The 25,836-nt window shown below is 36.6% G+C and carries 21 protein-coding genes; 10 read left to right on the top strand and 11 right to left on the bottom strand.

From position 1 onward, the window contains the following. Window positions 1-17 precede the first annotated feature (17 nt). The 4 genes from SBO79_RS04310 to SBO79_RS04295 all read right to left on the bottom strand — a co-directional run bounded on the left by SBO79_RS04310 (window position 18) and on the right by SBO79_RS04295 (window position 7,195). Entirely contained in the window at window positions 18-299 is a 282-nt protein-coding gene (locus SBO79_RS04310) for a F0F1 ATP synthase subunit delta/epsilon (RefSeq protein ID WP_318642294.1), read from the bottom strand. Window positions 300-328: 29 nt separating this feature from the next. Beyond that, window positions 329-1,840 carry a F0F1 ATP synthase subunit beta gene (gene atpD, locus SBO79_RS04305; RefSeq protein ID WP_318642292.1) on the bottom strand — a complete coding sequence of 504 codons (1,512 nt, stop codon included), beginning with the start codon at window positions 1,838-1,840 and terminating at the stop codon, window positions 329-331. Between the two features lie 1,040 nt (window positions 1,841-2,880). Then, the gene (locus SBO79_RS04300; RefSeq protein WP_318642290.1) at window positions 2,881-4,356 is read right to left on the bottom strand and encodes a G-D-S-L family lipolytic protein; all 1,476 of its coding nucleotides are present in this window, start codon (window positions 4,354-4,356) and stop codon (window positions 2,881-2,883) included. Between the two features lie 28 nt (window positions 4,357-4,384). Further along, window positions 4,385-7,195 carry a carboxypeptidase-like regulatory domain-containing protein gene (locus SBO79_RS04295; RefSeq protein ID WP_318642288.1) on the bottom strand — a complete coding sequence of 937 codons (2,811 nt, stop codon included), beginning with the start codon at window positions 7,193-7,195 and terminating at the stop codon, window positions 4,385-4,387. 332 nt (window positions 7,196-7,527) lie between these two features. Between SBO79_RS04295 and SBO79_RS04290 the strand changes: the two genes are divergently transcribed. Next, window positions 7,528-7,998 (top strand): META domain-containing protein, encoded by a 471-nt coding sequence (locus SBO79_RS04290; protein ID WP_318642286.1) that lies wholly within the window; start codon window positions 7,528-7,530, stop codon window positions 7,996-7,998. Window positions 7,999-8,079: 81 nt separating this feature from the next. Here the strand turns inward: SBO79_RS04290 and glmS are convergent, their stop codons facing one another. Genes glmS through SBO79_RS04275 form a run of 3 tightly spaced genes read right to left on the bottom strand, consistent with a single transcriptional unit; the run spans window position 8,080 to window position 12,370 of the window. Then, window positions 8,080-9,927, bottom strand: a complete 1,848-nt coding sequence (glmS, locus tag SBO79_RS04285; protein WP_318642284.1) for a glutamine--fructose-6-phosphate transaminase (isomerizing) — start codon at window positions 9,925-9,927, stop codon at window positions 8,080-8,082. Window positions 9,928-9,933: 6 nt separating this feature from the next. Further along, a complete protein-coding gene (locus SBO79_RS04280; RefSeq protein ID WP_318642283.1) occupies window positions 9,934-11,544 on the bottom strand; it encodes a BamH family beta-barrel-assembly machinery protein in 1,611 nt (536 codons plus the stop codon). Between the two features lie 19 nt (window positions 11,545-11,563). Beyond that, complete coding sequence (locus tag SBO79_RS04275) at window positions 11,564-12,370, bottom strand: glycogen/starch synthase (protein WP_318642282.1); 807 nt, start codon at window positions 12,368-12,370, stop codon at window positions 11,564-11,566. Window positions 12,371-12,475: 105 nt separating this feature from the next. On the opposite strand from SBO79_RS04275, the gene panC reads away from it, so the two are divergent. The 8 genes from panC (at window position 12,476) to SBO79_RS04235 (ending at window position 20,339) form a co-directional block, all read left to right on the top strand. Further along, entirely contained in the window at window positions 12,476-13,318 is an 843-nt protein-coding gene (panC, locus tag SBO79_RS04270) for a pantoate--beta-alanine ligase (RefSeq protein ID WP_318642281.1), read from the top strand. 13 nt (window positions 13,319-13,331) lie between these two features. Next, window positions 13,332-13,682: an aspartate 1-decarboxylase gene (panD, locus tag SBO79_RS04265; protein ID WP_318642279.1), complete on the top strand. Its 351-nt coding sequence runs from the start codon at window positions 13,332-13,334 to the stop codon at window positions 13,680-13,682. 2 nt (window positions 13,683-13,684) lie between these two features. Beyond that, on the top strand, window positions 13,685-14,653 hold the full coding sequence (locus SBO79_RS04260; RefSeq protein WP_318642278.1) for a lysylphosphatidylglycerol synthase transmembrane domain-containing protein: 969 nt from the start codon (window positions 13,685-13,687) through the stop codon (window positions 14,651-14,653). Window positions 14,654-14,725: 72 nt separating this feature from the next. Next, on the top strand, window positions 14,726-15,862 hold the full coding sequence (locus SBO79_RS04255; RefSeq protein WP_318642277.1) for an alpha/beta hydrolase: 1,137 nt from the start codon (window positions 14,726-14,728) through the stop codon (window positions 15,860-15,862). 4 nt (window positions 15,863-15,866) lie between these two features. Then, window positions 15,867-17,228 carry a DNA repair protein RadA gene (gene radA / locus SBO79_RS04250; RefSeq protein WP_318642276.1) on the top strand — a complete coding sequence of 454 codons (1,362 nt, stop codon included), beginning with the start codon at window positions 15,867-15,869 and terminating at the stop codon, window positions 17,226-17,228. An 11-nt stretch (window positions 17,229-17,239) separates the two neighbouring features. Then, window positions 17,240-19,207 carry a biosynthetic peptidoglycan transglycosylase gene (locus SBO79_RS04245; RefSeq protein ID WP_318642275.1) on the top strand — a complete coding sequence of 656 codons (1,968 nt, stop codon included), beginning with the start codon at window positions 17,240-17,242 and terminating at the stop codon, window positions 19,205-19,207. A 234-nt stretch (window positions 19,208-19,441) separates the two neighbouring features. Then, window positions 19,442-19,813, top strand: coding sequence for a SpoIIAA family protein (locus SBO79_RS04240; RefSeq protein WP_318642274.1), 372 nt, complete (start codon window positions 19,442-19,444; stop codon window positions 19,811-19,813). 19 nt (window positions 19,814-19,832) lie between these two features. Next, entirely contained in the window at window positions 19,833-20,339 is a 507-nt protein-coding gene (locus SBO79_RS04235) for a pyridoxamine 5'-phosphate oxidase family protein (protein ID WP_318642273.1), read from the top strand. Between the two features lie 77 nt (window positions 20,340-20,416). Here SBO79_RS04235 and SBO79_RS04230 read toward each other — a convergent pair whose 3' ends face one another. Continuing rightward, on the bottom strand, window positions 20,417-21,382 hold the full coding sequence (locus SBO79_RS04230) for an OmpA family protein (protein WP_318642271.1): 966 nt from the start codon (window positions 21,380-21,382) through the stop codon (window positions 20,417-20,419). A gap of 37 nt (window positions 21,383-21,419) precedes the next feature. Beyond that, complete coding sequence (locus SBO79_RS04225) at window positions 21,420-22,181, bottom strand: exodeoxyribonuclease III (protein ID WP_318642269.1); 762 nt, start codon at window positions 22,179-22,181, stop codon at window positions 21,420-21,422. Window positions 22,182-22,320: 139 nt separating this feature from the next. Here SBO79_RS04225 and SBO79_RS04220 point away from each other — a divergent pair, with 139 nt between their 5' ends. Next, window positions 22,321-24,129 carry a GNAT family N-acyltransferase gene (locus SBO79_RS04220; protein WP_318642267.1) on the top strand — a complete coding sequence of 603 codons (1,809 nt, stop codon included), beginning with the start codon at window positions 22,321-22,323 and terminating at the stop codon, window positions 24,127-24,129. A gap of 121 nt (window positions 24,130-24,250) precedes the next feature. On the opposite strand, the gene SBO79_RS04215 is transcribed toward SBO79_RS04220, so the two are convergent. Further along, window positions 24,251-24,601, bottom strand: coding sequence for a TM2 domain-containing protein (locus SBO79_RS04215; RefSeq protein WP_406600248.1), 351 nt, complete (start codon window positions 24,599-24,601; stop codon window positions 24,251-24,253). Window positions 24,602-24,719: 118 nt separating this feature from the next. Then, the gene (locus tag SBO79_RS04210) at window positions 24,720-25,691 is read right to left on the bottom strand and encodes a 2-hydroxyacid dehydrogenase (protein WP_318642264.1); all 972 of its coding nucleotides are present in this window, start codon (window positions 25,689-25,691) and stop codon (window positions 24,720-24,722) included. Between the last annotated feature and the right edge of the window lie 145 nt (window positions 25,692-25,836).

Raw genomic sequence — 25,836 nt, 5'->3', positions numbered from 1 at the left:
ATATAATAATCTGTCGTTTAGTCTACTAGAACGATGATTTTATTGTTATTCATCTCGAGTGTTCCTGATCCGATTGCGAAAGTGAAACGGGTTGGTGTCACTTTTGTAATGCTCGGTTCTAGTTCCTGAACGTACTCAACATTAAGAACTTCCACATCTACAATACCTTCTGTAAGAGTAGAAACTATCGGCGCGTGATTGTTAAGGATTTGAAAACTCCCATCAATTCCTGGCAATTTTACCGAGCTAACCACACCTTTAAACAAAGCTGCTTCTGGAGATATTATTTCTAAAGTCATAATTTTCTTTACTTAAAATTAGGCTGCTATTAAGCTTCTGCCAACATTTTTTCTCCTGCTTCGATTGCTTCTTCAATTGTCCCTTTAAGGTTGAAAGCAGATTCTGGCAAGTGGTCAAGTTCTCCATCAATGATCATATTAAATCCTTTGATGGTATCTTTAATGTCTACAAGAACACCTTTTAATCCTGTAAATTGCTCTGCAACGTGGAACGGCTGAGACAAGAAACGCTGTACACGACGTGCTCTAGATACCGAAAGTTTATCCTCTTCAGAAAGTTCCTCCATACCAAGAATAGCGATAATATCTTGAAGTTGCTTATATTTTTGTAGAATCTCTTTTACTCTTTGTGCACAGTCGTAGTGCTCATTTCCTAAAATTTCTGGCGTAAGGATTCTAGAAGTTGAATCTAGAGGATCTACCGCTGGGTAAATTCCAAGCTCCGCAATTTTACGAGACAATACCGTTGTTGCGTCAAGGTGGGCAAATGTTGTTGCCGGTGCAGGGTCAGTTAAATCATCCGCAGGAACGTAAACCGCCTGTACAGATGTAATAGATCCTTTGTTTGTAGATGTAATACGTTCTTGCATCGCACCCATTTCTGTTGCCAATGTTGGCTGGTATCCTACTGCAGATGGCATACGACCTAATAATGCCGAAACCTCTGATCCTGCTTGTGTAAAACGGAAAATATTATCAACGAAAAACAAAACGTCTTTTCCTTGATCTGTTCCTGCCCCATCACGGAAATATTCAGCGATAGAAAGTCCAGAAAGTGCTACACGAGCACGAGCTCCTGGTGGCTCATTCATTTGACCGAAAACGAAAGTAGCTTTTGACTCTCTCATTCCTGGCATATCTACTTTAGACAAATCCCATCCTCCATTTTCCATAGAGTGCATAAATTCGTCACCGTATTTTATAATTCCAGACTCAAGCATCTCACGCAACAAATCGTTTCCTTCACGTGTTCTTTCACCTACTCCTGCAAATACAGAAAGTCCACCGTGTCCTTTTGCGATATTGTTAATCAATTCCTGAATCAATACTGTTTTTCCAACTCCTGCTCCACCGAACAATCCAATTTTACCCCCTTTTGAGTAAGGCTCAATAAGGTCAATTACTTTAATTCCAGTAAAAAGCACTTCAGAAGAAGTAGATAGATCCTCGAATTTTGGTGCTTGGCGGTGAATTGACAATCCGTCGTCTCCAGTTTTAGGCAAATTACCCAATCCGTCGATAGCGTCACCAATTACGTTGAACAAACGTCCGTAAACGTCTGGTCCAATTGGCATTTTAATAGGATTTCCTGTTCCTACAACTTCCCATCCACGGCTCAAACCATCTGTAGAGTCCATAGAAATGGTACGTACAGTGTTTTCTCCAATGTGAGATTGTACTTCAAGAATCAATAATGTACCGTCTTTTTTAGTGATTTCTAGTGAATCATAAATTTTTGGAAGTTCAACATCTTTACCGTTGAAAACTACATCGACAACTGGCCCGATAATTTGTGCAACTTTTCCTATTACTTTTGACATTGCTTATGTATTTATTAAATAGCGTTTTAGGTTTGTTTGAAAACTCCGAAACAGCATTTTTTTTATGCTATAGGTCGGTTTAAGAGATTTTTATAAAATTTCAAGAGCACCTAAGTGTCTCTACGAATTATGACTAACCTCCTTTTTCAGAGCGCAAAGGTAATTTTTTTTAAATAAAAAATCAATAGATAATCAATATAAAAACTTAAAAGATGCTTAATCAATTATTAAGGGGAGATTTTGCGCGATTTAAGGAGTGGGAATAGGAATTTACGATTTGCATTTTTTGATATGGAAAAGCATCTCTGGAATTTAGGTTGCCTAAATATAATATTTTATAATCAAGTGGATTTCTCTAAAAGATATTCTCGATTGGCATTTTATACGTTTGTTTAAGGGTGGATCACTGTTAGAGTACCTGACCCGTAAATTCCAATCTACTAATTAAATTTTATGGTTGTACTTCTACAATTCTCATATTAACCACTATCTATTCCTACAGTGGACAATTATTACAATATACAGACATTATACAATTCTTACATTATACAATTTTTCAGTGCAGCATTTCCCGCTATTCTCTGCAATTCGGCAAGGGTATTTGCGGTAGCAGTCGCAGGCAAGGAGCTTCCGTTGGTCGCTCTTGCCCGCCGCTGCTACCAAAAAAGCAAATTCCCAATGCCGGGATTTCCGTTGCTATCGGGGCTGAAGACTTGTGGATTGATTGATGATTTGTTGGTTGATTGTGATTGGATTTTTCTTTTAAATGGATTTCCTTTTTTGAATAGACTATAGCTCCTAGTGTTGATTTTGACTGTCAAATATTCATCAAATCTTTTGGAGCATAGTATTTGCCGATTCTCCATTGCCCAATCTTTAATCTTCTCCACATTGGCTAGGCTCAACCCTATTCCCCAATTCCTATTTCCTATTCTTTTATCTCCGATTACCTTCTCTATTATTAAAATCAAAAACCACCGAGAATTTCGGTGGTTTTTTTTAAACAAATAAACAAATTCAAATAATCAACTATCAATCATTTATGGTAAATTCTGCGGATATAAGGCAGAATATTGTCCTATGTCAACTCCTCTCAAGGTTGAACCATATTGCGCATTGATTGCTTCGGCAAATTTATTAGCCATATAAGCATATCCTCTCGCGCCCGGGTGAACTCCGTCAAGTGAGAAAGCGCCTCCAGTTACGTAAGTTGCAGTCAAATTGTAATTCCCGTAGTTTAATCCGCTGGCAAACAAAGCTGACAGAGTTTTATTAACATCCACAAAAGCTAAATTTTTCTCTGTAGCAATACTCTTGATTATTGCATTATACGAATCAACTGCTACTTTTACTTCGGCAACCTCTTCTTTTGACAAGACCCAATTGTCTGCGAGTGGTACCGATACACCGTTGATAAGCGCTGGATTTCCACCCACTGTAGTTCCAATAAAGGTACGAGCAGTCAGGATAATTAAATCGTCTTTGGTTGCTTGTCTATAAGAAGGAATTCCAAACGCACTAAGATCTGTTAGGTAACTATCTACCATCACCACTGCATTTTGACCTGCTTTAAATACAATCTTTCTCCTTGCTGCTTCTTCGGCAGTGATTGCTCCCAAACCTAAAGCTTGCTGCAAACCACCGTTGTACTGCGCGTAACCAGCATTTAATTGTGCTGCATTAGCTTCTGGTAATGGCACGGCATTAAATGGTACAGTCCTGAAAAATGGAATAGAAGTCACATAAGGAATATTGGCAACGACGCCTTTTGCTCCACCCGACCCAATAAGACCATTTACTAAAGAACTATAAATAGCCCCAAACACTTGAGGATCTGTAATGTCATTGCCGCCATAAGTTGATGGATCCGTATTTCCTAACTGATTGGTCCCTGAACCTCCAGAAGTAGCATAACTCAACACATCATTGTTACCAATCCAAAGAGAAAAGAATGTTGGCGCTTGCGCCATAGCATCTCCTAAGATAGTCGCAGTATTTGAAGAGGCAAATCTAGCAAAATATGGATTTGCTTGCCCAGTAGGAACTCCCGCGGGATTGCCGTAACCAGGAGCAACTAAGTGGAATATCTTAGCTCCAGGAACTCCCATATTATTAAAAGGTCCCGTTAATTTCTGTGTAACTTCATTAGTTGGAGTGCCGGCAACATTGACTGGTCCCACACCATTAAAATACAATCTTGTTGGCTGAATCACATTGCCCATAAATAACAAGCCGCCAAGATTGTCATTAGTATAGGGGATTTTAAATTCGCCTCCTCCAACTTCTGCAAATTGCTTCGCTAAAATATTAGGAAAGGAATTTTCTTGGCCCGATCTAAATAAGGCGTTGTCACTAAAACCAGAAGTTAGAGAATTTCCAACCGCAACATATTTAGAAAAGTCGGCAGATCCAGCGGTCAGCGGTGCCAATTGTACCACATCATCTTCAAGATCATTATTATCGCACGCTACAAATGCTAAAGAAACAAATAGTAGCCATTTAAAGTTTTTTATCATTGGATATAAATTTAAAGAATCTAATTAATTAAGGATTGATTGTTATAGATGCAAACCATTGCTGTCCTATAGCACCCGCACCAATTACCTGAGTATAATCTTCTCCAAATAAATTTGAAGCACCTAGCTTGATAACAGATTTAAGTTTTGGTATAGCATAATTAACCTGCGCATCAAGAACAGTATTTTCTTTGATGATACCATCACCAAAACTTGATTGCCATAAGTAACTATCATTCCATCTTACATTAAGGTTAAAACCAAAGTTTGTAAATAATTTTGAATTTCCTAAAGAAGCTTTTACCCTATGTTTAGGTGTGTTAAATCCTGGGATAAAACCTGGGCTTTTCTCTGCATCAAAATCGAAGTCGGAGAAGTTATAGCTTATTCCTGCTTCAAAATCGGCATACACTTTTTTATTAAGTCCAACCCCTACACCTACCGAGTTTACTTCTGTTTTGGAGTTTGAATAAACTTGGTATACTCTTCGGTCACCATTTGCAATTGCTGCGTAAGTAAGTTGTGTTGCTGGATTTGTCATATCTGTTCCAACAGTTCCATAATATGGAGAAATCACTCTAGAGGTATTCAAGAAATCGTTGTAGATATTGTAATATCCATTGATATCAATAGAAAAATCATTTTCTAAAACCGAGCGATATCCTAATTCAAAAGCTTGAACACGCTCTGGCTTTACTAGCCCAATATTTGCAACTTGCAAGTCTGCAGGATTTTGAGACGCAGCAAATTTTTGAACCGAAGCTACTGTGTAAGAATTGTTATAGGCGTTTGTACCATCCATAACAACTGTTGCACCAACTCCAGGCAAATTCTGTCCGCTTGCACTCACATTCTGAGTTTCAACAAATCTTGTAAGATTTTCTGGCGCTGATCCAATTAATGCAAAGGGCCCTAGATCAAGACCAATGTATTGATCTTGTGTAGTAGGATTTCTAAACCCTGTCTGATAAGAAACTCTAAAGTTATGTCTTTTCTGAGCTCCTGCTCCATACACAAATGCCAGACGTGGAGAATAAGATCCGTCAAAGTTTTCACTTTTGTCATATCGTATAGATCCCGTGAATTTTAAACGATCGTCAGCAAGAAATTTTTTAGTAACTTGTGTATATATACCGTATTCATTGTATTTGATTGGTCCGTCATAATCTGTAAAGATCGACCCGTTTGAATTCATTTCGTACTCTCTAACCGAACCTCCAACTTGTATTTCGGCAATTTTGACAATTTCTTTAAAGTTGTAATTTACATCAGCATGGTAAATTTTAGAGTTGTCTTCAAATTTCGCTCCTTCTCTAAGATCTGGATTCAAAATTACTTTTGCCAACGCTTGATCAAATTGTGCCGTTCCAGGCATGTATCTTGGCCCTCCTGTTGGTGGCACTGCAAATTGTGGCAATCCTTGAAGTCCTGCTGGCAATTGATTGTAATCTGCATATTGTCTTCCAATTCCGGCAGCTTGATCAGCTGTAGATCCCAAAACGGCCCCCGCTAATTGAAACGCGGTCGCGTAATTTGTAAACCACTGCTGATCTGATTTCCAAGCTCTATTTACATTCCATCCCGCGAAACGCATGTCGTAAGAATCTCCTGCATCCTCACCCGTCATATATGCACGCACAAAGAAGTTGTCATTTTTTACTTCAAACTTAATTTGATTCATAAAAAAGTTTTTCAGTGAGTAACGGTTTGCACCCTGATAAATAGTGCTTCCTAACCCTAATTTGTATTGGGCAATTAATTCAAGATTGCTATCTGTAATTGGCTTAAAGTGAAGAGAGAAATCCGCCTTTACACTTTCAATTTTATTATCACTTAAATCTTGTTCTCTATAACCTGTACGACTTACTTGACCAACATTAGGAATGAAAGTTGTTACTTCATCTCCGTATATATTTAATCCATCGTAGTTTTGATTAGTATCTCTAGTGTTTCCACCTTTAGTAACACTTCTATCATCATTGGCAATCCACTCTTTACCTTTTAGCAAAGTAAAATTCCCTTTTGCTGCCCATTTTTCTGTAAAAGCAGTAGCAGCTCTAAATCCAAAATCATAATAATCGTTGGTTCCAGCAGCTTGCTGCGAAGTCTTTCCATATTTAAAATAAGTACTAATTCCTTGATAGGTAAATGGACTTTTACTATTCATAAACAAAATACCATTAAAAGCATTTGCTCCATAAAGCGCAGATGATGCACCTGGTAAAAGTTCGACACTTGCAACATCAAGTTCAGAAAGTCCGATAAGATTTCCTAAAATAAAGTTCAGCGCTGGTGACGAGTTATCCATTCCATCCACTAATTGCATAAAACGGGTATTTCCTACTGATGCAAACCCCCTAGTATTAACAGTTTTAAAAGAGAGACTACTAGTATTAAAGTGTACTTCCTTCAGATTTTCTAGACCATCATAAAAAGTTGCAGCAGTTGTTTCCTTAATATCTTTAAGTCCCATTCTTTCAATAGTTACCGGCGATTCAATAATACGTTCTGGCGTTCTCGAAGCAGAAACTACAATTTCATTTAATTTTGTTGATTCGTCTAAAAGTTTAACTGAAATAGGATTTTGATTACTTACTCTGACAATCTGTGTCGTATATCCTATACTGGAGATTTCGATTTGAATAGGTAAAGTTTTGGCTGTAGCCAAAATAAATTTACCATCATCGTCAGAAACCGTGCCTATCGTCTCTCCTAAAAGTGTGATGTTGGCTCCCGGAATTGGCATATTAGAACCATCAAGTACGGTACCTGTAATTGAATTTTGCGCAAAGGCGGTGCCGCAAAGAAACAATGACAACATTAATAAATACATTTTCATTTCGATTTGGTTTAATGGTTAGTTAATGCCAAAGTACAAATAAAATTACGATCTGAGAATATTTCTAAAAAATTATTAAATTAACAATTTTAATTTGATTTTAACAGTAATTATTGACGATTGTGAAAAGCATAACTACTAAATCAATACTAATTACACATTTATCAGGCAATTGCAAAAATTCATGATACTATGCAAGCATATATTTTTGGGAATAATTTTAAGATTTCGCGACCTTAGTTTAACAATAGTAGTTGAAAATGATTAAAGTTACAAGTTGCATGGTTGGATGATTGAAGATTTAATGACAACTTTACATAAAAACAAAAGCTATGAAAGTAAAAATTATCACATTATTTGCCATTATTGCTACAATGGTAAGTTGTAACACTACTAAGAAAACTGATTCAGCAACACAGAATAATGCCGATACAGAGGTAGAAAAGGACAATGTAATTACTGATAAATATTGGAAATTAGTTACACTCGAAGGACAAGCAGTAACAATGGTTGAAGGACAAGAAAGAGAAGTATTTTTAACTCTAAAATCACATGATAAAACAGTTAATGGCTTTGCGGGTTGTAACTCTTTTTCTGGCGATTACACCCTTGAAGATGGAAACCGGATTAAATTTGGAACAATTGCAACTACGATGAAAGCTTGTGACGGAGTTGTAACTGAACACACATTTTTGCAAGTACTTGATCAGGCAGATAATTATACAATTGTAAACGACGAATTAAGCCTGAATGTGGGCAGAAGAGCACCCTTGGCAGTTTTTAAAGCCGTTTATATGAAATAGTGCAAATTCGCTACTTATATTAAATGCAAAAGGGTCTAAATTTATATTTAGACCCTTTTTATATTTATTCAGTTTAATTACTTATTCAACTGTAACAGACTTCGCTAAGTTTCTAGGCTGATCTACGTTACACTCTCTCATCACTGCAATGTGATAAGACAGTAATTGCAACGGAATTGTTGTTAGTAGTGGCGATAATGCATCAGCTGTATCTGGAACTTCCAAGACGTAATCTGCAAGCTCACGAACTTGAGTATCGCCTTTGGTTACAACCGCGATAATCTGTCCCTTACGCGCTTTAATTTCTTGAATATTACTTACCACTTTATCGTAATGACCTTGCTTAGGCGCAATTACCACAACTGGCATATGTTCATCAATCAAAGCAATCGGTCCGTGCTTCATTTCTGCCGCCGGATATCCTTCTGCATGAATATAAGAAATCTCTTTTAATTTTAATGCTCCTTCAAGGGCTACTGGAAAATTATATCCTCGACCTAAGTACAGACAGTTTGGCGCATCTTTCATTGCTGCTGCAATAATTTTTGCCTGTTCGTTAGTTTCTAAACACTCTTCTACCTTAGTAGGGATATTAGACAACTCTTGTAAATATAATTGTAATTCAGATTTGCTCAACGTGCCTTTTGCTTGAGCAAGTCTCAATGCAATCATTGTAAGAACAGTAATTTGAGTCGTGAATGCTTTTGTAGAAGCTACTCCTATTTCTGGACCTGCGTGTGTATAAGCTCCAGCATCTGTCTCACGAGAGATTGAAGATCCTACCACGTTACAAACTCCAAATACGAAAGCACCTTTTTGTTTTGCTAATTTGATAGCTGCAAGAGTATCTGCCGTTTCACCTGATTGTGAAATTGCAATAACGATATCTCCTTTATTTATAACTGGATTTCTGTATCTAAATTCAGAAGCATACTCTACTTCTACTGGAATTCTTACAAATTCTTCAAATATATATTCAGCTACAAGACCAGCATGCCAAGAAGTACCACAAGCGATAATAATAATACGCGGGGCTTGGAGGAACTTTTCTAAATTATCCTCAATTCCAGCCATTCTGATAATGCCTTGATCTGCTAGCAAACGTCCTCTGTATGTATCCTTGATAACACTAGGCTGCTCATAAATTTCTTTAAGCATAAAGTGATCGTAACCACTTTTCTCTATCTGCTCCAAATTCAACTGTAATTCTTGAATATAAGGATCAACATAAGTGTCGTCTTTAATTTTGCGAATCTTCAAAGGTTTATGAAGTCTTACAATTGCCATTTCCTCATCTTCGAGATAGATTGCATTTGAAGTATATTCGATAAATGGAGTAGCATCAGACGCGATGAAATATTCATTTTCACCAATACCAATCGCTAATGGACTACCCAAACGAGCTACCACTAGTTCATTAGGTTTACGCACATCAAATACAACAATCGCGTATGCACCGACAACCTGATTAAGCGCTACTTGAACTGCTTTTCCTAATTTAAGATTATCAGTCTTCTGAACGTCTTCTATCAAATTTATTAACACTTCTGTATCAGTATCAGAAGTAAAAGTATATCCTCTTTTGATCAGTTCAATTTTTAATGGCTCATAATTTTCAATGATTCCATTATGAATAATTGAAAGATTACCAGAATTTGAAACGTGAGGATGAGAGTTGACATCGTTAGGAACTCCATGGGTAGCCCACCTAGTGTGACCCATTCCTAGATTTCCTACAAGATTTAATTCGCTTTCACATTTTGATGCTAAATCTGCAACTTTTCCTTTGGTTTTGCAAACTAACATTCCATCTTCATTATAGACCATAACACCGGCACTATCGTATCCACGGTATTCTAATCTCTGTAATCCTTTTATAATAATTGGATATGCTTCTCGGTGCCCGATGTAACCTACAATTCCACACATACGCTTCTAATTTGGTTTGGTATAATAAATTTCTAACTTAACTCTTTTGTCCGCTGGAACATTTGCTGTGTTACCAAAAAGGACAGTCCCCAAAGGATTTAAAACGCTTGCTGCTGGGACTTCTTTTATAAGAGGCGAAATTGCCGTCTTTAATTTTGAATTTACAATAATATCAATTCCTTCTGTAACTACAAGCCCTAAAGGAACATTAGTTGAATCGGATGTTGATTTTAATAAATTTCTGATGTGATTTGTAATTCTTACTTTGTAGTAAACACCACGACCACCAGTACCAGATTCTTTTGTAATGATGCCTCCGTGGATCTTACGCTTAAACTTTGGATCAACACTCGTATCAGCATTATAATAGTCAGGAAGAGGTCGCTTATTTTTTAAGTCATACAAGTAAACGCGATTTGGTTCTGGCGTATTTGCCATCGTCGCATTATCAATAAAAAACGTAATACTTGCATCATTGATCAACCAGCCTTTTGTACGTAAATCTGCCAATTCGTCCGCCAATCCATCATTATTTGCATCAGCTCCAAAAAGATTTATAACTGCCATCGAGCCTTCACCTCCATTAAGGTAAAGCTTATCATCACCAACGGTAGTATTTACGTTTTGAGTTGTATTTGCTATGTAAGTTGCATTATTCTCGTAGGTATAAACATTGGCAATATTGCCATTTAATTTTAATTCTAAAGTCTTTTCAACTCTATCCACTACGCCGTCGGTACTAGTAGTACCATCTTGCTTATAGGTTACTTTGACAGTACCTTTTGACATATTTAGTAAAGCCATAGATCCCGCATCTGCGGCACCTGCTGCTGGACTTGCTTTAAAGTACAAACCTCTAAAATATTCTTGGAAGATATTATTATTAACTAATTTACCTGCTGCCTGAGGTCCAAATAATTTATTTTGAAAAAACGCTTTGTTAAGCTTCAATTGTAATGCTGGATTCGACCTCGTATCTACGACCTGAACACCATCAACATCTTTATAAGTAAGTATTTCAGCAGGACTAAAAACAAATTCATCATTTTGAGTAGCGGCAGCATCGTCATTGAGTGCTACAGGATTTTTTGCTGCATCAAAATCAGCAGCTTGGTTGGAGTAATATTTCTGACCTTCTTGAAAACCACTAGATGGATCTAAATCCTTCATATAGAAAGTAGACTCAAAGACTTCTAAATTTATTTTCCCCGATCCATAAATCGAATCTAACTCGTAAATACTGTTTCCAGTTGTAGCGTCGGTAGATCTTTTTGTACTAAAGTATTCTATAGAAAGATCAACGCTTGTCACTTCTGGATTTGTTCCAATAGAAATATTTTGCGCAGCTAAGGCGATTTGTGTAACTATATTGGCCGTAGTTTTCCCAAAAACAGGACTGTTATAAATTCCCAACTTATTTAAGGGAAGATTATTGGTAGCTACAGGACCGATTTTCTGATTGTACAGTACCACGCTAGCGTCGCTGTATTTCTCAAAACCAAAATTATCGTCGCCCACAATTTCCGAACCGATTTCATTATAATCTTTATCACAAGACGCAAACAAGCTAATAGCACAAGCAAAAACAACAGTTTTAAACAAAGAGTTGAAATTCATAAAACAATAGAATAGTTAATTATAGAACAGTATTTTTGTAAAATTCAGTATACGCTTCTGCGAACCCGTCTTTCGGCACGAAAGGTAAAAAAGGTTTACCGGACGATTCTATATATTTAGTTAAATTTGCAGGCACGCTTTCCGATGCTATAATCACTGCATCTGAGTTGTTTACAGATATTTTAATAATATTTTCATAACTTGGATCTTCAAGCAACTCAACCTCATCCTTCGCGATTCCATCAAACAATATTTTGTCAATCATCTTCTCATTTAAAGATCCCTCAAATGACTGTCCATAAACAGATGTTACAATTTTAGTGTTTTCAAAAAGAGCATCATCTTTATAGTAATGTTTTAGGTATAGCGGCAAAACTCCTGCCATCCAACCGTGCACATGTATGATGTCTGGAACCCAATTTAATTTCTTTACTGTCTCGACAACTCCCTTTGCAAAGAAAATAGCGCGTTCGTCATTATCCGGGTACATAATCCCCTCTTCGTCCGTAAAGGTAGCTTTGCGTTTGAAGTATTCATCATTATCAATAAAGTAAACCTGAATTCTTTCTTTAGGAATAGAAGCCACCTTAATTATTAATGGCATATCTAAGTCATTGACTACTAAATTCATCCCCGAAAGCCTGATAACTTCGTGCAATTGGTGTCTTCTCTCATTAATATTTCCATATCGTGGCATAAAGATTCTAATTTGTCCTCCTTGATCATTAATCATTTTCGGAACGTCATAAGACATTAGAGATACTTCATTCTCAGCCAGATAAGGCACTACTTCCGATGATACGTATAATATCCTCTTATCCTCCATTTGCTTTGTATTTATTTATTTGGCGTTAAAAAACATGCAAATTTACGAAAAATTGCTCAGTTATTAACAAAAATCTTAGATTTGCAATCCTTTAAAAAAATATAGATGCTGATTTTCAACAAGAAAGCCGACCTAATTGATCATCTACAGTCGCTTAAAAGCAGTTCGATCGGATTTGTTCCAACAATGGGTGCGTTGCATCAAGGTCATTTGACACTTATGAATAAGGCAATGTCAGAAAACGACATCACAGTTGTAAGTATTTTCGTAAACCCAACGCAGTTTAATAACGCAGAAGATTTAGCAAAATATCCTCGAACTTTAGACAGAGATGTCGAAAAAATTGAACATCTAAGCAGCAAGATTGTAATCTATGCTCCCGAGGTGAATGATGTCTATGGAGACAATACATTATCAGAGCATTTTGACTTTGACGGCATTGAAGATCAAATGGAAGGGAAATTCCGAAAAGGACATTTTGATGGAGTAGGAACCGTTTTAAAGCGATTCTTCGAAATTGTTAAACCCACAAATGCCTACTTTGGAGAGAAAGATTTTCAGCAATTGGCAATTGTAAAAAAATTGGTATCAAAATACAATATTCCTGTCAATATTATCGGTTGCCCTATCCACAGAGAACATAACGGTCTTGCGATGAGCTCACGAAATGAACGACTGACCGAAGAAAATAAAGAGGAAGCTACACTTATCAGCCGTACTCTATACAAAGTTAGACAAGACTTTGGCACCAAATCTTTGCAAGAATTAGTAGCTGAAGTATCTGAAGTTTTTGCAAATAATCCGCATTTTACGCTTGAATATTTTGAAATCGCGAATGCCGAAACTCTGCTTACAGCCACAGAAATTGTTGAAGGTGAAAAGTATCAAGCCTTTATAGCAGTTTTTATTAACAATGTTCGATTGATCGATACAATTTCTTTAAATTAATTATCTTTGCCCCATGCAAATAGAACTAGTAAAATCAAAAATCCATCGTGTAACCGTAACGGGTGCAGATCTTAACTACATTGGCAGTATCACAATTGATGAGGCTCTGTTGGAAGCTGCAAACATTATGGAGGGCGAAAAAGTTGCGATCGTGAATATCAATAATGGCGAACGCTTAGAAACCTATGCTATCAAAGGCATCAGAAATAAAGGCGAGATTACTCTTAATGGTCCAGCGGCAAGAAAAGTGCAAAAAGGTGACATTATAATTATTATTGCCTACGGTATTTTTGAAATGGAAGAGGCAAAATCTTTTGTTCCAAGTATTGTTTTTCCAAATGAGTTGGATAATACGCTGACCTAAAATTGAAAGCACCACTTAGTAAATGGATTTCTATAATACTGCCGCTATTACTGGGAGTATCACTTATCATTTACCAGTACTATCAATTTACCTCTGCGCAATTACTCGAAATGAAAGGCTACTTTAAGTCGGCCGATTATTTCTATATAACGCTATCTTTAATTATAGCGTCGTTCGGTTTTTTGTCAAGAGCGTACAGATGGAAATTTGCGATAAACCACTTAGGATACAATTCAAGATTTGCCAACAATCTAATGGCGGTTTGTATTGCTTATTTTATCAACCTAACTATTCCAAGATCTGGAGAATTTTCCAGAGCCTTAGTGCTCAAAAAATATGAAGCCGTACCATTTGATAAAGCTTTTGGAACAATCGTAGCCGAAAGAATTGTCGATTTTATCATCTTTATGATGTTTGCAGCTGCGGCATTTATATTTCAATTTACTATTATAAAAGAATTTCTCGTAAGCACACTACCGCTAGAGAAACTTATATTGCTCGCAATTGGCGGGTTTTTATTTATGATTATTGCCGTTTTAATTTGGCTCTATTCAAAAATGCGAATCATTACCAAGCTAAAAGAGAAGATCGCAGGACTGCAAGAAGGAATATTAAGTGTTTTTCAAATGAAACAACGTTGGCCCTTTATATTTCACAGCATTTTTATTTGGTTTACATACGTCGCGATGTTTTACGTCTCTATTTTCGCTCTACCAGAAACAAGCAATATCGGTATAGGTGCAGTTATTACAGCATTTGTTTTTGGTAGTTTAGCAATAGGTTTTACCAACAGCGGATTCGGAGCATTCCCATTGCTTATCGCACAAATTTTATTACTTTATAGTATACCCGAAACCGTTGGCACTGCCTTTGGTTGGCTAATTTGGATTTCGCAAACTTTACTTACTGTTTTCTTAGGAGCTGTATCTTTAATAATGCTTCCCATTTTAAACAAAAAACAAATTATTTAGTATCTTGCTCGTTCAATAATGATGCAGATTACCGCCCCGTCAATCACAAAAGCGTCTATATATTTCTGAATTATGAAAAAAATGTATTTACTTCTGATGATGGCATTTTGTATGGCGGGATTTTCGCAAAAATCCACGGATACTATTCGATCAAAAAAACTTGGGATAGAGCGCGAAATCTATATTAGCCTACCTCCGTCATACAAACAAGATACAAAAAGAACCTATCCACTACTAGTTCTCCTAGACGGAAATTATCTTTTTGATCCAGTTATGGGCACTTTAAATTACGCTAATTATTGGGACGATTTACCCGAAATTATTCTGGTTGGAATCGATCAAAGAAATCAGCGAGATTCTGATTGCGAAACATCTCCAGCCACTGGACTACCCGAAAATGTTGGTTCCGACTTTTTTGAATACATAGGTGAAGTGGTAGCAACCGTGCAGAAATCGTATCGAGTTGGATCATTTAAGATAATTGCTGGACATGATCTTACAGCAGGCTTTGCCAACTTGTATTTGTATAAAGACCAGCCACTCTTCAATGGCTATATTTCTATGAGTGCTGAGTTGCCAGCAAACATGGAAGAGAATATTCCAAAACGTCTAGCTGTCCTTAAAAAGCCAATTTTTTATTACCACGCTGCCGCCGAAGGCGATTTGCCGGACATGAAAGATAGAATCTTGCTATTTGATGAAGCAGCCTCCAAAATTTCAGATCCAGGACTTCACTACTTTTTTGACAACTTTAAAGGAAAATCACACTATTCAATGGTAATGTCGGCAATACCCAATGCTCTTTACTCGTTTTTTGCAGCTTATGCCCCGATAACTACGACAGAATATAATGAAAAAATAGCACCACTATCTTCTGGATATGTTGATTATCTAATTGAGAAGTATAAGGTGATGCAGAGCGCTTTGAATATGGAAGTTACAATTCGACAAAGCGATTTCCGCGCAATAGAAGCAGCCATTTTAAAAAACAAAGCATACGAAGAACTGGATAAGCTAGCCGATCTTGCTAAGAAGAATTATCCAAAAACAATGCTAGCTGACTATCAAAGAGGAATGATGTACGAAAAAATGGGCAATTACAAAAAAGCCGCCTCGGCATATATGTCTGCAAACCAAAAAGATGAAATAGGTCCATTAACCAAAAATATGATGATGGACAAAGTAGAAGCAATGAAAAATATGAAATAAGTATATGGCAAAAGTTAAGACAACTTTTTTCTGTCAGAATTGCGGCGCACAATACGCAAGATGGCAGGGTCAATGCAATTCGTGCAAAGAATGGAATACTATTGCCGAAGAAATAATTCAGAAACAGGAAAAGGTAGATTGGAAAGTCTCTCAAGCTCCTCAAACAAAAACATCACGTCCTCTAAAAATTACTCAAATTGATTCGGTTGACGAAATCCGAATGAATACAGGCGATCAAGAATTAAATCGTGTTTTAGGTGGCGGAATTGTACCTGGCTCAATGATCCTACTCGGCGGAGAACCTGGAATTGGGAAAAGTACTTTGTTGCTTCAAATTTCTCTAAAATTACCTTATAAAACCCTCTACGTATCTGGCGAAGAAAGTCAGAAGCAAATTAAAATGAGGGCGGAGAGAATTACCGCTAGTGGCGAAAACTGCTACATTCTCTGCGAAACAAAAACTCAAAATATCTTCAAGCAAATTCAAGATATCGAACCCGATGTGGTCATTATCGATTCGATACAAACCTTGCATACAGATCACATCGAAGCATCTCCCGGCTCAATTTCGCAAATTAGAGAATGCACCGCCGAATTAATTAAATTTTCAAAAGAGTCAGGAGTTCCTGTGCTACTAATCGGTCATATTACAAAAGATGGCACTATCGCCGGTCCAAAGATTTTGGAACACATGGTCGATACTGTACTTCAGTTTGAAGGCGATCGGAATCATGTTTATAGAATACTAAGATCTCTAAAAAATAGATTTGGCTCTACGGCCGAATTAGGGATTTATGAAATGCATGGAAGCGGACTTCGAGAAGTAGCGAACCCCTCAGAAATATTGCTTTCGCAAAATAAAGAAAGCTTGTCAGGAACTGCAATTGCTTCGACTTTGGAAGGAATGCGCCCTCTGATGATCGAAATACAAGCACTTGTAAGTACGGCGGTTTACGGAACCCCGCAACGCAGTACAACAGGATACAATGCCAAACGTTTGAACATGATTCTAGCTGTTTTAGAAAAGAGAGCTGGATTTAGATTAGGTACCAAGGATGTTTTCTTGAACATTACTGGCGGAATTTCTGTTGACGATCCAGCGATTGACCTTGCAGTAGTAGCAGCCATATTATCTTCAAATGAAGACATTCCGATAGATAAACATTTTTGTTTTGCTGGAGAAACTGGACTTTCTGGCGAAATTAGACCCGTAAATAGAGTTGATCAAAGAATTCAGGAAGCAGAAAAGCTCGGTTTTTCCACCATTTTTGTTTCGAAATATAATAAGATTACTCTCAAAAATACTTTTATAAAAATAGTTCTAATTGCCACAATTGAAGATTTAGCATCTCAGCTATTTGAATAAATAACTCTACTATGACAGTTTTACAAAGAAGATTAGTGCTTGCAGCAAAAATTATTGGAGGAATCTTATTGCTGCTGCTTATTTCTTATTTTGGTTTTAGGAATGTTATTTTACAAAAGAGTATCGTCAAAATTCAGGAAAAATTCAAGACTGAGTATAAGAGCGAATTCAAAATTGGGAGCGCAAAATTTGAAGGTTTCTCAGGACTTGTTATGCAAGACATTTCAATCGTTCCGCATAACGCCGATACTCTTATGCGAGTTCAGAAATTAAACACTAGTGTCAATCTGGGCGAACTTCTTATTGGAGAGCTGCAAATTGGAAAACTTAATATGGAGAATGGATTTGTACTTCTCGTGAAAAAAGGTTCCAAAAAGAATTTCGAATCTTTTATAAAAAAGAATGACTCTCTTACTACCCAAAATAATATTGAAGAAAAACAGTACGCCCAAAAGTTTTACAAGCTACTTTCAAAGGCATTAAATCTAGTTCCGACCGATATGAAACTGAGGAATTTTTCATTATTTGTAAACGATAATGGCAGTAAAGCTTCGGTAAAGATCATCGCACTGTCACTAGAAGACGAGATTTTGGCAACGAATATTAAAGTGAAAACCAACACTTTTTCGCAAGAATGGCGCATTAACGGGAATGCAAATCCTCGAAAAAAAACCGCAGATGTTCGCCTTTATAATGCCGATACTACTTCAATCAAAGTTCCATACTTAGACGATCGCTATAATTTTGTTGCTTCATTTGACACCGCTCATATTGTATTGAAAAATTTGAATATGAAAAGTGGTGAAATGTTAGTAAACGGATTGGCATCTATCAAAAATCTAACTGTAAATCATAGACGAATTGCCTCTGAGGATGTAAAAATTGAAGATGCTCAGTTTAATTACGACTTTACATTCGGACCAGATTTTATTCGCATTGACAGCACCTCAACCGTTCAAATTAACAAATTAAAATTTCATCCGTTTATTGAATACAGCATCAAGAACGATACTACTTACGCAATGCAAATCGATATTCCGCAAACCAAAGCCCAGGATTTTATCGATGCTTTGCCCAAAGGTTTATTTTCAAACTTTGATGGCATGCAAGCCGAAGGTAGTTTTGATTATAAACTTGATTTCAAATTCAATAAAAACAAGCCAAACGATCTGATTTTTGAAAGTCAATTTCACAAGAAAAGTCTTAATATTATTAAATACGGTCAGGCAAACTTGTCCAAACTTAATGCACCATTTGTATACCGAGCCATCGACAACGGTATACCACAGCGTGCGGTAATAGTAGGTGAGACAAATATTAACTTTGCACCACTGCACGAGATTTCGCCCTATTTGCGCAATGCTGTGCTCACCATGGAAGATCCATCGTTTTTCTCCCATAACGGTTTTATTGGCGAAGCGTTCAAGCAATCAATAATCAAAAACATTAAGGCTAAAAAATTTGCCCGAGGCGCGAGTACGATCAGTATGCAGCTTGTTAAAAACGTCTTTTTAACTAGAGAAAAAACACTTTCGCGAAAATTAGAAGAAATCTTACTAGTTTATATTTTAGAAAATAACCGGATTGCCTCCAAAAGTCGAATGTTTGAAGTGTATCTTAATATAATAGAATGGGGACCCAATATTTACGGCATTGGCGAAGCATCAAATTTTTACTTTTCTAAAAAACCATCACAATTGTCGGTCGCCGAAAGTATTTACCTTGCTTCCATTGTTCCAAGACCAAAAAAATTTATGTACCAATTTACCCCCGAAGGTGAACTAAGATCTTCAGGATATACCAAGCAGCGATATATTACAAATATTATGTTTCGCCGGGGATTGTTGCAGACAGAGGATACTTTGTATCAGCAAAATAAAATTTATGCTAATGGTCCTGCTTCTGCCTATTTCAAAATGAAATTGTCCGCTCCCGTGGACAATGATTCAATAGAAGATCTTACTGAGTTTAACTTCTAAAGTTACTAGGCTTTCGCCAAATTACCTCTAGTTTACAATTGCTATTTTCGTCACTTGATAATAATGGCCTACATTACTTATATAATTTCTTCCAAATTTTATAGCTCTAATTTAATTCACATAATTAAATTATAAAATTCTAATTAAATTTCACATTTTATTAGCAATTTAATAACCGCATATTGCACTTTTAAATCATAAGTTTATAACTGTTAACCAATTAACCAAAACTAGATGATTCAGCAAATAACAGATTTACCCGAAAATATGGTCGGATTTCGCGCAAGCGGAGAAGTAATCAAAGATGATTTTGACATTGTTTTGCAAAAAGTAGAAGAAATTGTAGAGAAAACTGGCAAACTTAATTACCTACTCTATCTAGAAACTTCTCCAGCAAATTTCACAATTGGTGCCTGGGTTAAGGACGGCTTATTAGGAGTTCAGAATTTAACCAAATGGAATCGAGCGGCAATTGTATCAGATTCAGAAATTGTAAAAAAATTCACCGATGTATTTAGTGATATTATGCCAGGAGAATTCAGAGGATTTGAAATGGACGATTTACAACACGCGATAGATTGGACTTCAGAAAAAATTGATAAATAACCACAAATAAAAAAAAGCTATGAGCAATCAAGACGACACCCACAGAGATGAAACTATTAAAAAATTAAAGGAACTTGCAGAAAACATTGATATCTGTATGTTCTGTACAAATTTAGATAAACAACCAATTGACGCCAGACCAATGAGTTCTAATAAAGTAGATGATCAAGGAAATATCTGGTTTTTGAGCAATTCTCAAAGTAATAAGAATGACGATATAAAGCACGACAGTAAAGTACAGCTATTTTATTCCAAAATCTCAGACTCACAGTACCTTTCGGTTTATGGAACGGCCTCTATTTACTACGACAAAGCTAGTATTGACGAAGCTTGGGATCCAATTGCCAAAGCTTGGTTTGATGAAGGAAAAGACGATCCAAATATCAGTGTAATTAAGGTTTCACCTTCTTACGCGTATTATTGGGATACCAAAGACGGAAAAGCTGTATCATTTTTAAAATGGACCGCAAAAGCTATGGGAGCCGATCTTGACGATGGAGGAATTGAAGGAGAGATTAGAGTATAATCTGATTTATTTATAATAAAAAAGAGAATTTTAGCAAGTGCCGAAATTCTCTTTTTTTATTTATTAATCTTTACAATCTAAAAGTCATTCAGAAGCTTTGAAATAGCGTCCAACTTGGGAGTTAAGATTATCTCAATTCTTCTATTTTTTGCTTTCCCATCAGCATTTGCATTTGAAGCTATTGGTTCAAACTCACTTCGGCCAGCTGCAGTTAGATTTTGTTTATTGATCTGTTTATTTTCCGTAATAATATTTACGATTGCCGTTGCTCTTTTGGTTGATAAATCCCAATTACTTTCAATTCCACTACCCAGAGTTCCCATAATCTTATCATTATCGGTATGCCCTTCGATTAGAACAGAAATATCAGGATTCTGCGCAAGCACTTTTGCCACTTCCTCTACCGCTTTCCTTCCTTCTGTTCCCACAGCCCAACTTCCGGTCTGGAAAAGTAGCTTGTTTTCCATAGAGACATATACTTTACCATCTTTCTGATGTACACTCAATCCCTTGCCTTCAAAATTATTTAAAGCTTTAGACAAAGTTTCTCTTAATTTGTTCATCGCAGCATCTTTGGCTGCCATAATACTTTCGAGCTCCGCAAGGCGGTTAGAACTTGCGAGTAAATCACTTTTCAATTTATTCAGCCTATCTTGCTCTGCTGTCAACTTTTTGCCTTTTGCTTCAAGCTCAGCTAATAGTTCACGGTTTTTAGACATATTACTCTGCAAAACATCATCGCTATTTTTTTCTAAAGCAGCATATGAAGATTGAAGAGTGCTTAAATTATTTTCGGAAGATTTTAACTGAGATTTTAGCTTGTCGCGCTCCGCGGTGCAATCTGCAAGAGATTTTTGCAACGTCGCATTATCGAGTTCATACAGATTGTTTGCTGCGGTAAGCTCATCATTAGTATCAGATAGTTGTCTAGCTTCCTTTTTAAGTGCAGTGTGCTTATCTTCCAATTCAGTGTATACCTTCTTTGACACACAAGATGTAAGAACAGACATTAGAAGTATTCCGCAAAGGAATTTATTTTTCATATTATGTGTTTTTTGAATTTTAAAATATTTTCTAAATTTAAACAACTTCTATCAAAATAGGACAATGATCTGAATGTACAACATTGCATAATATTTCTGAACGTTGCACTCTAGCGACCAATGGTTTTGATACCAAAGCATAATCCAATCGCCAACCTTTGTTATTGCCTCGAGCGCCAGCTCTATAGCTCCACCAAGTATAATTATGTGGTTCTTTATTAAACATTCTAAAGCTATCTACAAAGCCACTTTCTAAAAATTCCGAAAGCCACGCTCTTTCTGACGGCAAGAAACCTGAAACTTTTGCGTTTCGTATCGGATCATGAATATCGATCGCCTCATGGCAAATATTGTAATCTCCGCAAATAATCAAATTTGGAACTTCTTTACGCAATTCTGTAATGTATTGCATAAAGTCGTCCATGTAGGTAAATTTATGCTCTAACCTTTCGATATTTGTTCCAGAAGGAAGGTATAAACTCATCACCGAGATGTCGCCAAAGTCGGCACGAATATTTCGACCTTCAAAATCCATATAATCGATTCCCGTTCCATAAACCACTTTATCTGGTTTCGTCTTAGAAAAAATCGCAACCCCACTGTAGCCTTTTTTGTTCGCTGAGTACCAATAGTGATAAGGATATCCAGCATTTTCGAAATCTTCTAGGGCAAGCTGTTCCGAATTTGCCTTAATTTCTTGTAGGCACACTACATCCGGATCTGCTTGTGCAAGCCACTCAAAAAAACCTTTGGTAATGGCAGCACGAATTCCGTTAACATTGTAAGAAATAATTTTCATTAAATTGCTAATTAAGTGGCCCAAAAGTAGTGAAAATCGAATAGAGTTCTTGTTCAAAATCAAATCAAATTCTGCAGATCAATGCCAGATGACTGAGATTTATGCTATCTTTGTTTTCTTGTCAAAAAAATTTTATAAAATGGGTTTAGTAACCGCCAAAGAAGTTGCAAGAGCAATAAATACGGATAAATATGGCTTTCTGGGTACTTTTTCAGGCTGGTTATTGATGAAAGTTTTGAAAATTTCAAATCTTAATGCAATCTATGATCGCAATAAACATTTGAATGATTTGCCTTTTCTAAATTCAATCGTGGATGAACTTGAAATTAAGTTCGAAATTCCTGAAGAAGATTATAAAAGACTACCAAAAGACGGCGCTTATATTACTATATCAAATCATCCACTTGGTGGAATTGACGGCATTCTTTTGCTAAAGCTAATGCTGGAAAAAGAGCCAAATTTTAAAATAATTGCCAACTTTTTACTTCACAGAATTGAGCCTCTAAAACCATATATAATGCCAGTTAATCCTTTTGAAAATCATAAGGATGCAAAGTCGAGCGTAATTGGGATTAAAGAAACTTTGAGACATCTAGCAGATGGAAAGCCTTTAGGAATGTTTCCAGCGGGCGAAGTGTCAACATATGTAGATGGCAAACTTATAGTTGACAAAAAATGGGAAAAAGGTGCGATCAAAGTAATCAGAAAAGCAAAAGTTCCAGTTGTTCCTATATATTTTCATGCTAAGAATAGTAGATTATTCTACACTCTTTCCAAAATGAACGCTATGTTTAGGACCGCTAAATTGCCGTCTGAAGTGTTTTCGCAAAAGGACAGAATAATTCGAGTCCGCATTGGAAAACCTATTTCAGTTGCAGAACAAAATGAGCACGAAACAATTGAGGATTTCACCGAATTTCTGCGCAGGAAAACCTATATGCTTTCCAACACTTACGCAAAAGAGGCTTCTTTTCTTCATGCACCAAATTTAAAATTGTCGCGATCACCTAAAGAAATTGTTACGCCTGCAAAGAAGGAAAAAATATTAAGAGAAATTGCCGCACTGCGCGAAAACGATTCAAGATTACTGCAAAGTAAAAATTATGAAGTTTTCTTCACCGAGGCTAATAAAATTCCGAATATTCTCCATGAGATAGGGCGCTTGCGCGAAATTACCTTTCGTGAGGTTGGTGAGGGCACAAATAAATCTATTGATATTGATAAGTACGATAAATACTATCATCACTTATTTTTATGGGATAATGAACGCGAACAATTAGCTGGAGCTTATAGAATGGGCCTTGGCGCCGAAATTTTTCCAAAGTATGGAATTCAAGGATTTTATCTTCAGGAGCTTTTTCGATTTGAACCTGAATTATTCGAAATGATGTCACAGTCAATTGAGATGGGTCGTGCATTTATTGCCAAAGCATACCAATTAAAACCGATGCCCTTATTCTTGCTATGGAAAGGAATCGTGCACACAACTCTCCGATATCCAGAACACAAATACTTAATTGGTGGTGTAAGCATTAGCAATCAGTTTTCGGATTTTTCAAAGTCGCTGATGATTGAATTTATGAAGTCACACTATTATGATCCATATATTGCACAATATATCTATCCGAAAAAGGAATACAAAGTGCAGCTCAAAGATGCGGACAAGGATTTTGTTTTCAATGAAGCTGAATCTGATTTAATGAAGTTTGACAAAATTATTGACGAACTTGAACCTGGCAACTTGCGACTTCCGGTACTGATTAAGAAATACATCAAACAGAATGCAAAAGTAGTGGCTTTTAATGTGGATCCTTTGTTCAACAATGCCGTTGATGGCTTGATGTATATCAAAATCTCAGACATCCCAGAAAGCACGATGAAACCTGTAATGGAAGAATTTCAGGCAGAGTTAGAAAGAAAACTGAAGGAAAATGAGGAAGCGCATTAAGAGGAAATCTAAAAAGCGAAATGATTGAAATAATCTAAATAAGAGAAGAATAAAGGATAGCAGCTTCTGACGTATTACAGAGAAGCTGCTTTTTATATTTTGGATTTTACTTGGTAAAATCTTAAAACCAAGGTCTTTTATTCACCTGATAAGTTTGATAAAACTCTTCGTCCGACTTGGTTAAGTAGACAATTCCTTCTATAAATGAAACTATAGAGCCAATTCCACAGGTAATAACCGTTAGCAATATTTGTAAAAGTCCCTCTCTGGTGTAGCCGAGTATAAATTTGTGAACCCCCAAAGACCCGATGAGTATTGCCAATATGCCAGCAACAATTCTCTTACTTTCGGGACGCATTGGCTGTTGAGGAGTATTCCAAGTCTCGTTTCTAGTATTTTCCATTTTGTGAGGGTTTAAATAATTTTGATTAAAAATAGCAAATTTTAATGGAAAGCCTAAAACTATCTTCATTTTAAAATAAATTTTCTCTGCATTAACTTGAAAGTGCAACACCCCTCGAATTTTTTGATAAATATTCCTATTTAAAATCTATTTAGCTGTTAGCCATGACAGTGAGTTTTAATTAAATCTATTGTTGCATCAGCAGCATTGCATATTTGGCGGAGATTTTTTCTACAATAACTTTTGACAATCTTTCCTTGCTTTCTACCGTCCAGCCAGCGATATGAGGAGTCAGTAACACCTTTTCTGATTTAAGTAGATATTGAAGTGCGGGTGTAGATGCATTATCTGCAAATAGATTTTCGAATGATAGTTGTTCGTATTCCAAAACATCAAGCCCAGCACCGAGGATTTTGCCAATTTGCAAGGCTTCGGCTATATCTGCGGTAACTACCGAAGTGCCGCGAGCGGTGTTGATCAGCCAAAATGGTTTGGCAAAGGCATTGATAAAATCGGCATTCACCATCTTTTCGGTTAATTCAGTAGCGGGAACATGAAGACTCACAACATCTGCTTCTTTTTGGAAATCAGCCAACGAAACTTGAGTGGCATTTTCGTCTCCAACATCTTCCTTAATATCATAACAAATCACTTTCACATCAAAACCTCTGAGTTTCTTAGCAAAAGATTTTCCCATATTTCCGTAGCCTATCAATCCAACAGTTTTGCCATCGAGTTCGTGTCCGCGATTGCTTTCGCGATTCCAATGACCCGCTTTTACTTCGCTGTCCGCCCGATTAAGATTATTGAAGAGTGATAGTAACATTGCCAAACTATGTTCGCCCACGGCATTAGAATTACCTTCTGGAGCTGCAATCAAACTGATGTCTTTACTGTTGGCATAATCGCAATCGATACTTTCTAATCCTGCTCCTACTCGAGCAATAAATTGAAGATTGACTGCTTTGTCGAGAAATGTTTTGTCGATTTTAAATCGACTTCGAATAACGATTCCTTGGTAGTTATGAATTATCTGCTCGACTTCTTCTTTGCTGGAAGTAAAATCAATTTCGTTTGTGAATCCCAAATCGTTTAATTCTTGCAACATTATGGGATGGTTGCTATCAATATGAAGTATTTTGATGTCTTTGGCGGTCATGATTTGTACTATTATAGGATTATTAAATCTTTAGCTGAACAAAAACGGAGAGCGCATTAGGGATTGCAGCGGCATCCTTTTATTGTTTTTTTAAACAATAAAAGATACAGCGGAAAGCCCGACCCAAAGGGGAATGCCCAAATAA

Source organism: Flavobacterium ardleyense (assembly GCF_033547075.1).
Classification (GTDB): Bacteria; Bacteroidota; Bacteroidia; order Flavobacteriales; family Flavobacteriaceae; genus Flavobacterium; species Flavobacterium ardleyense_A.
Note: the sequence above shows the minus strand (reverse complement) of the source record. Positions and strands in the feature narration are given on the sequence as shown.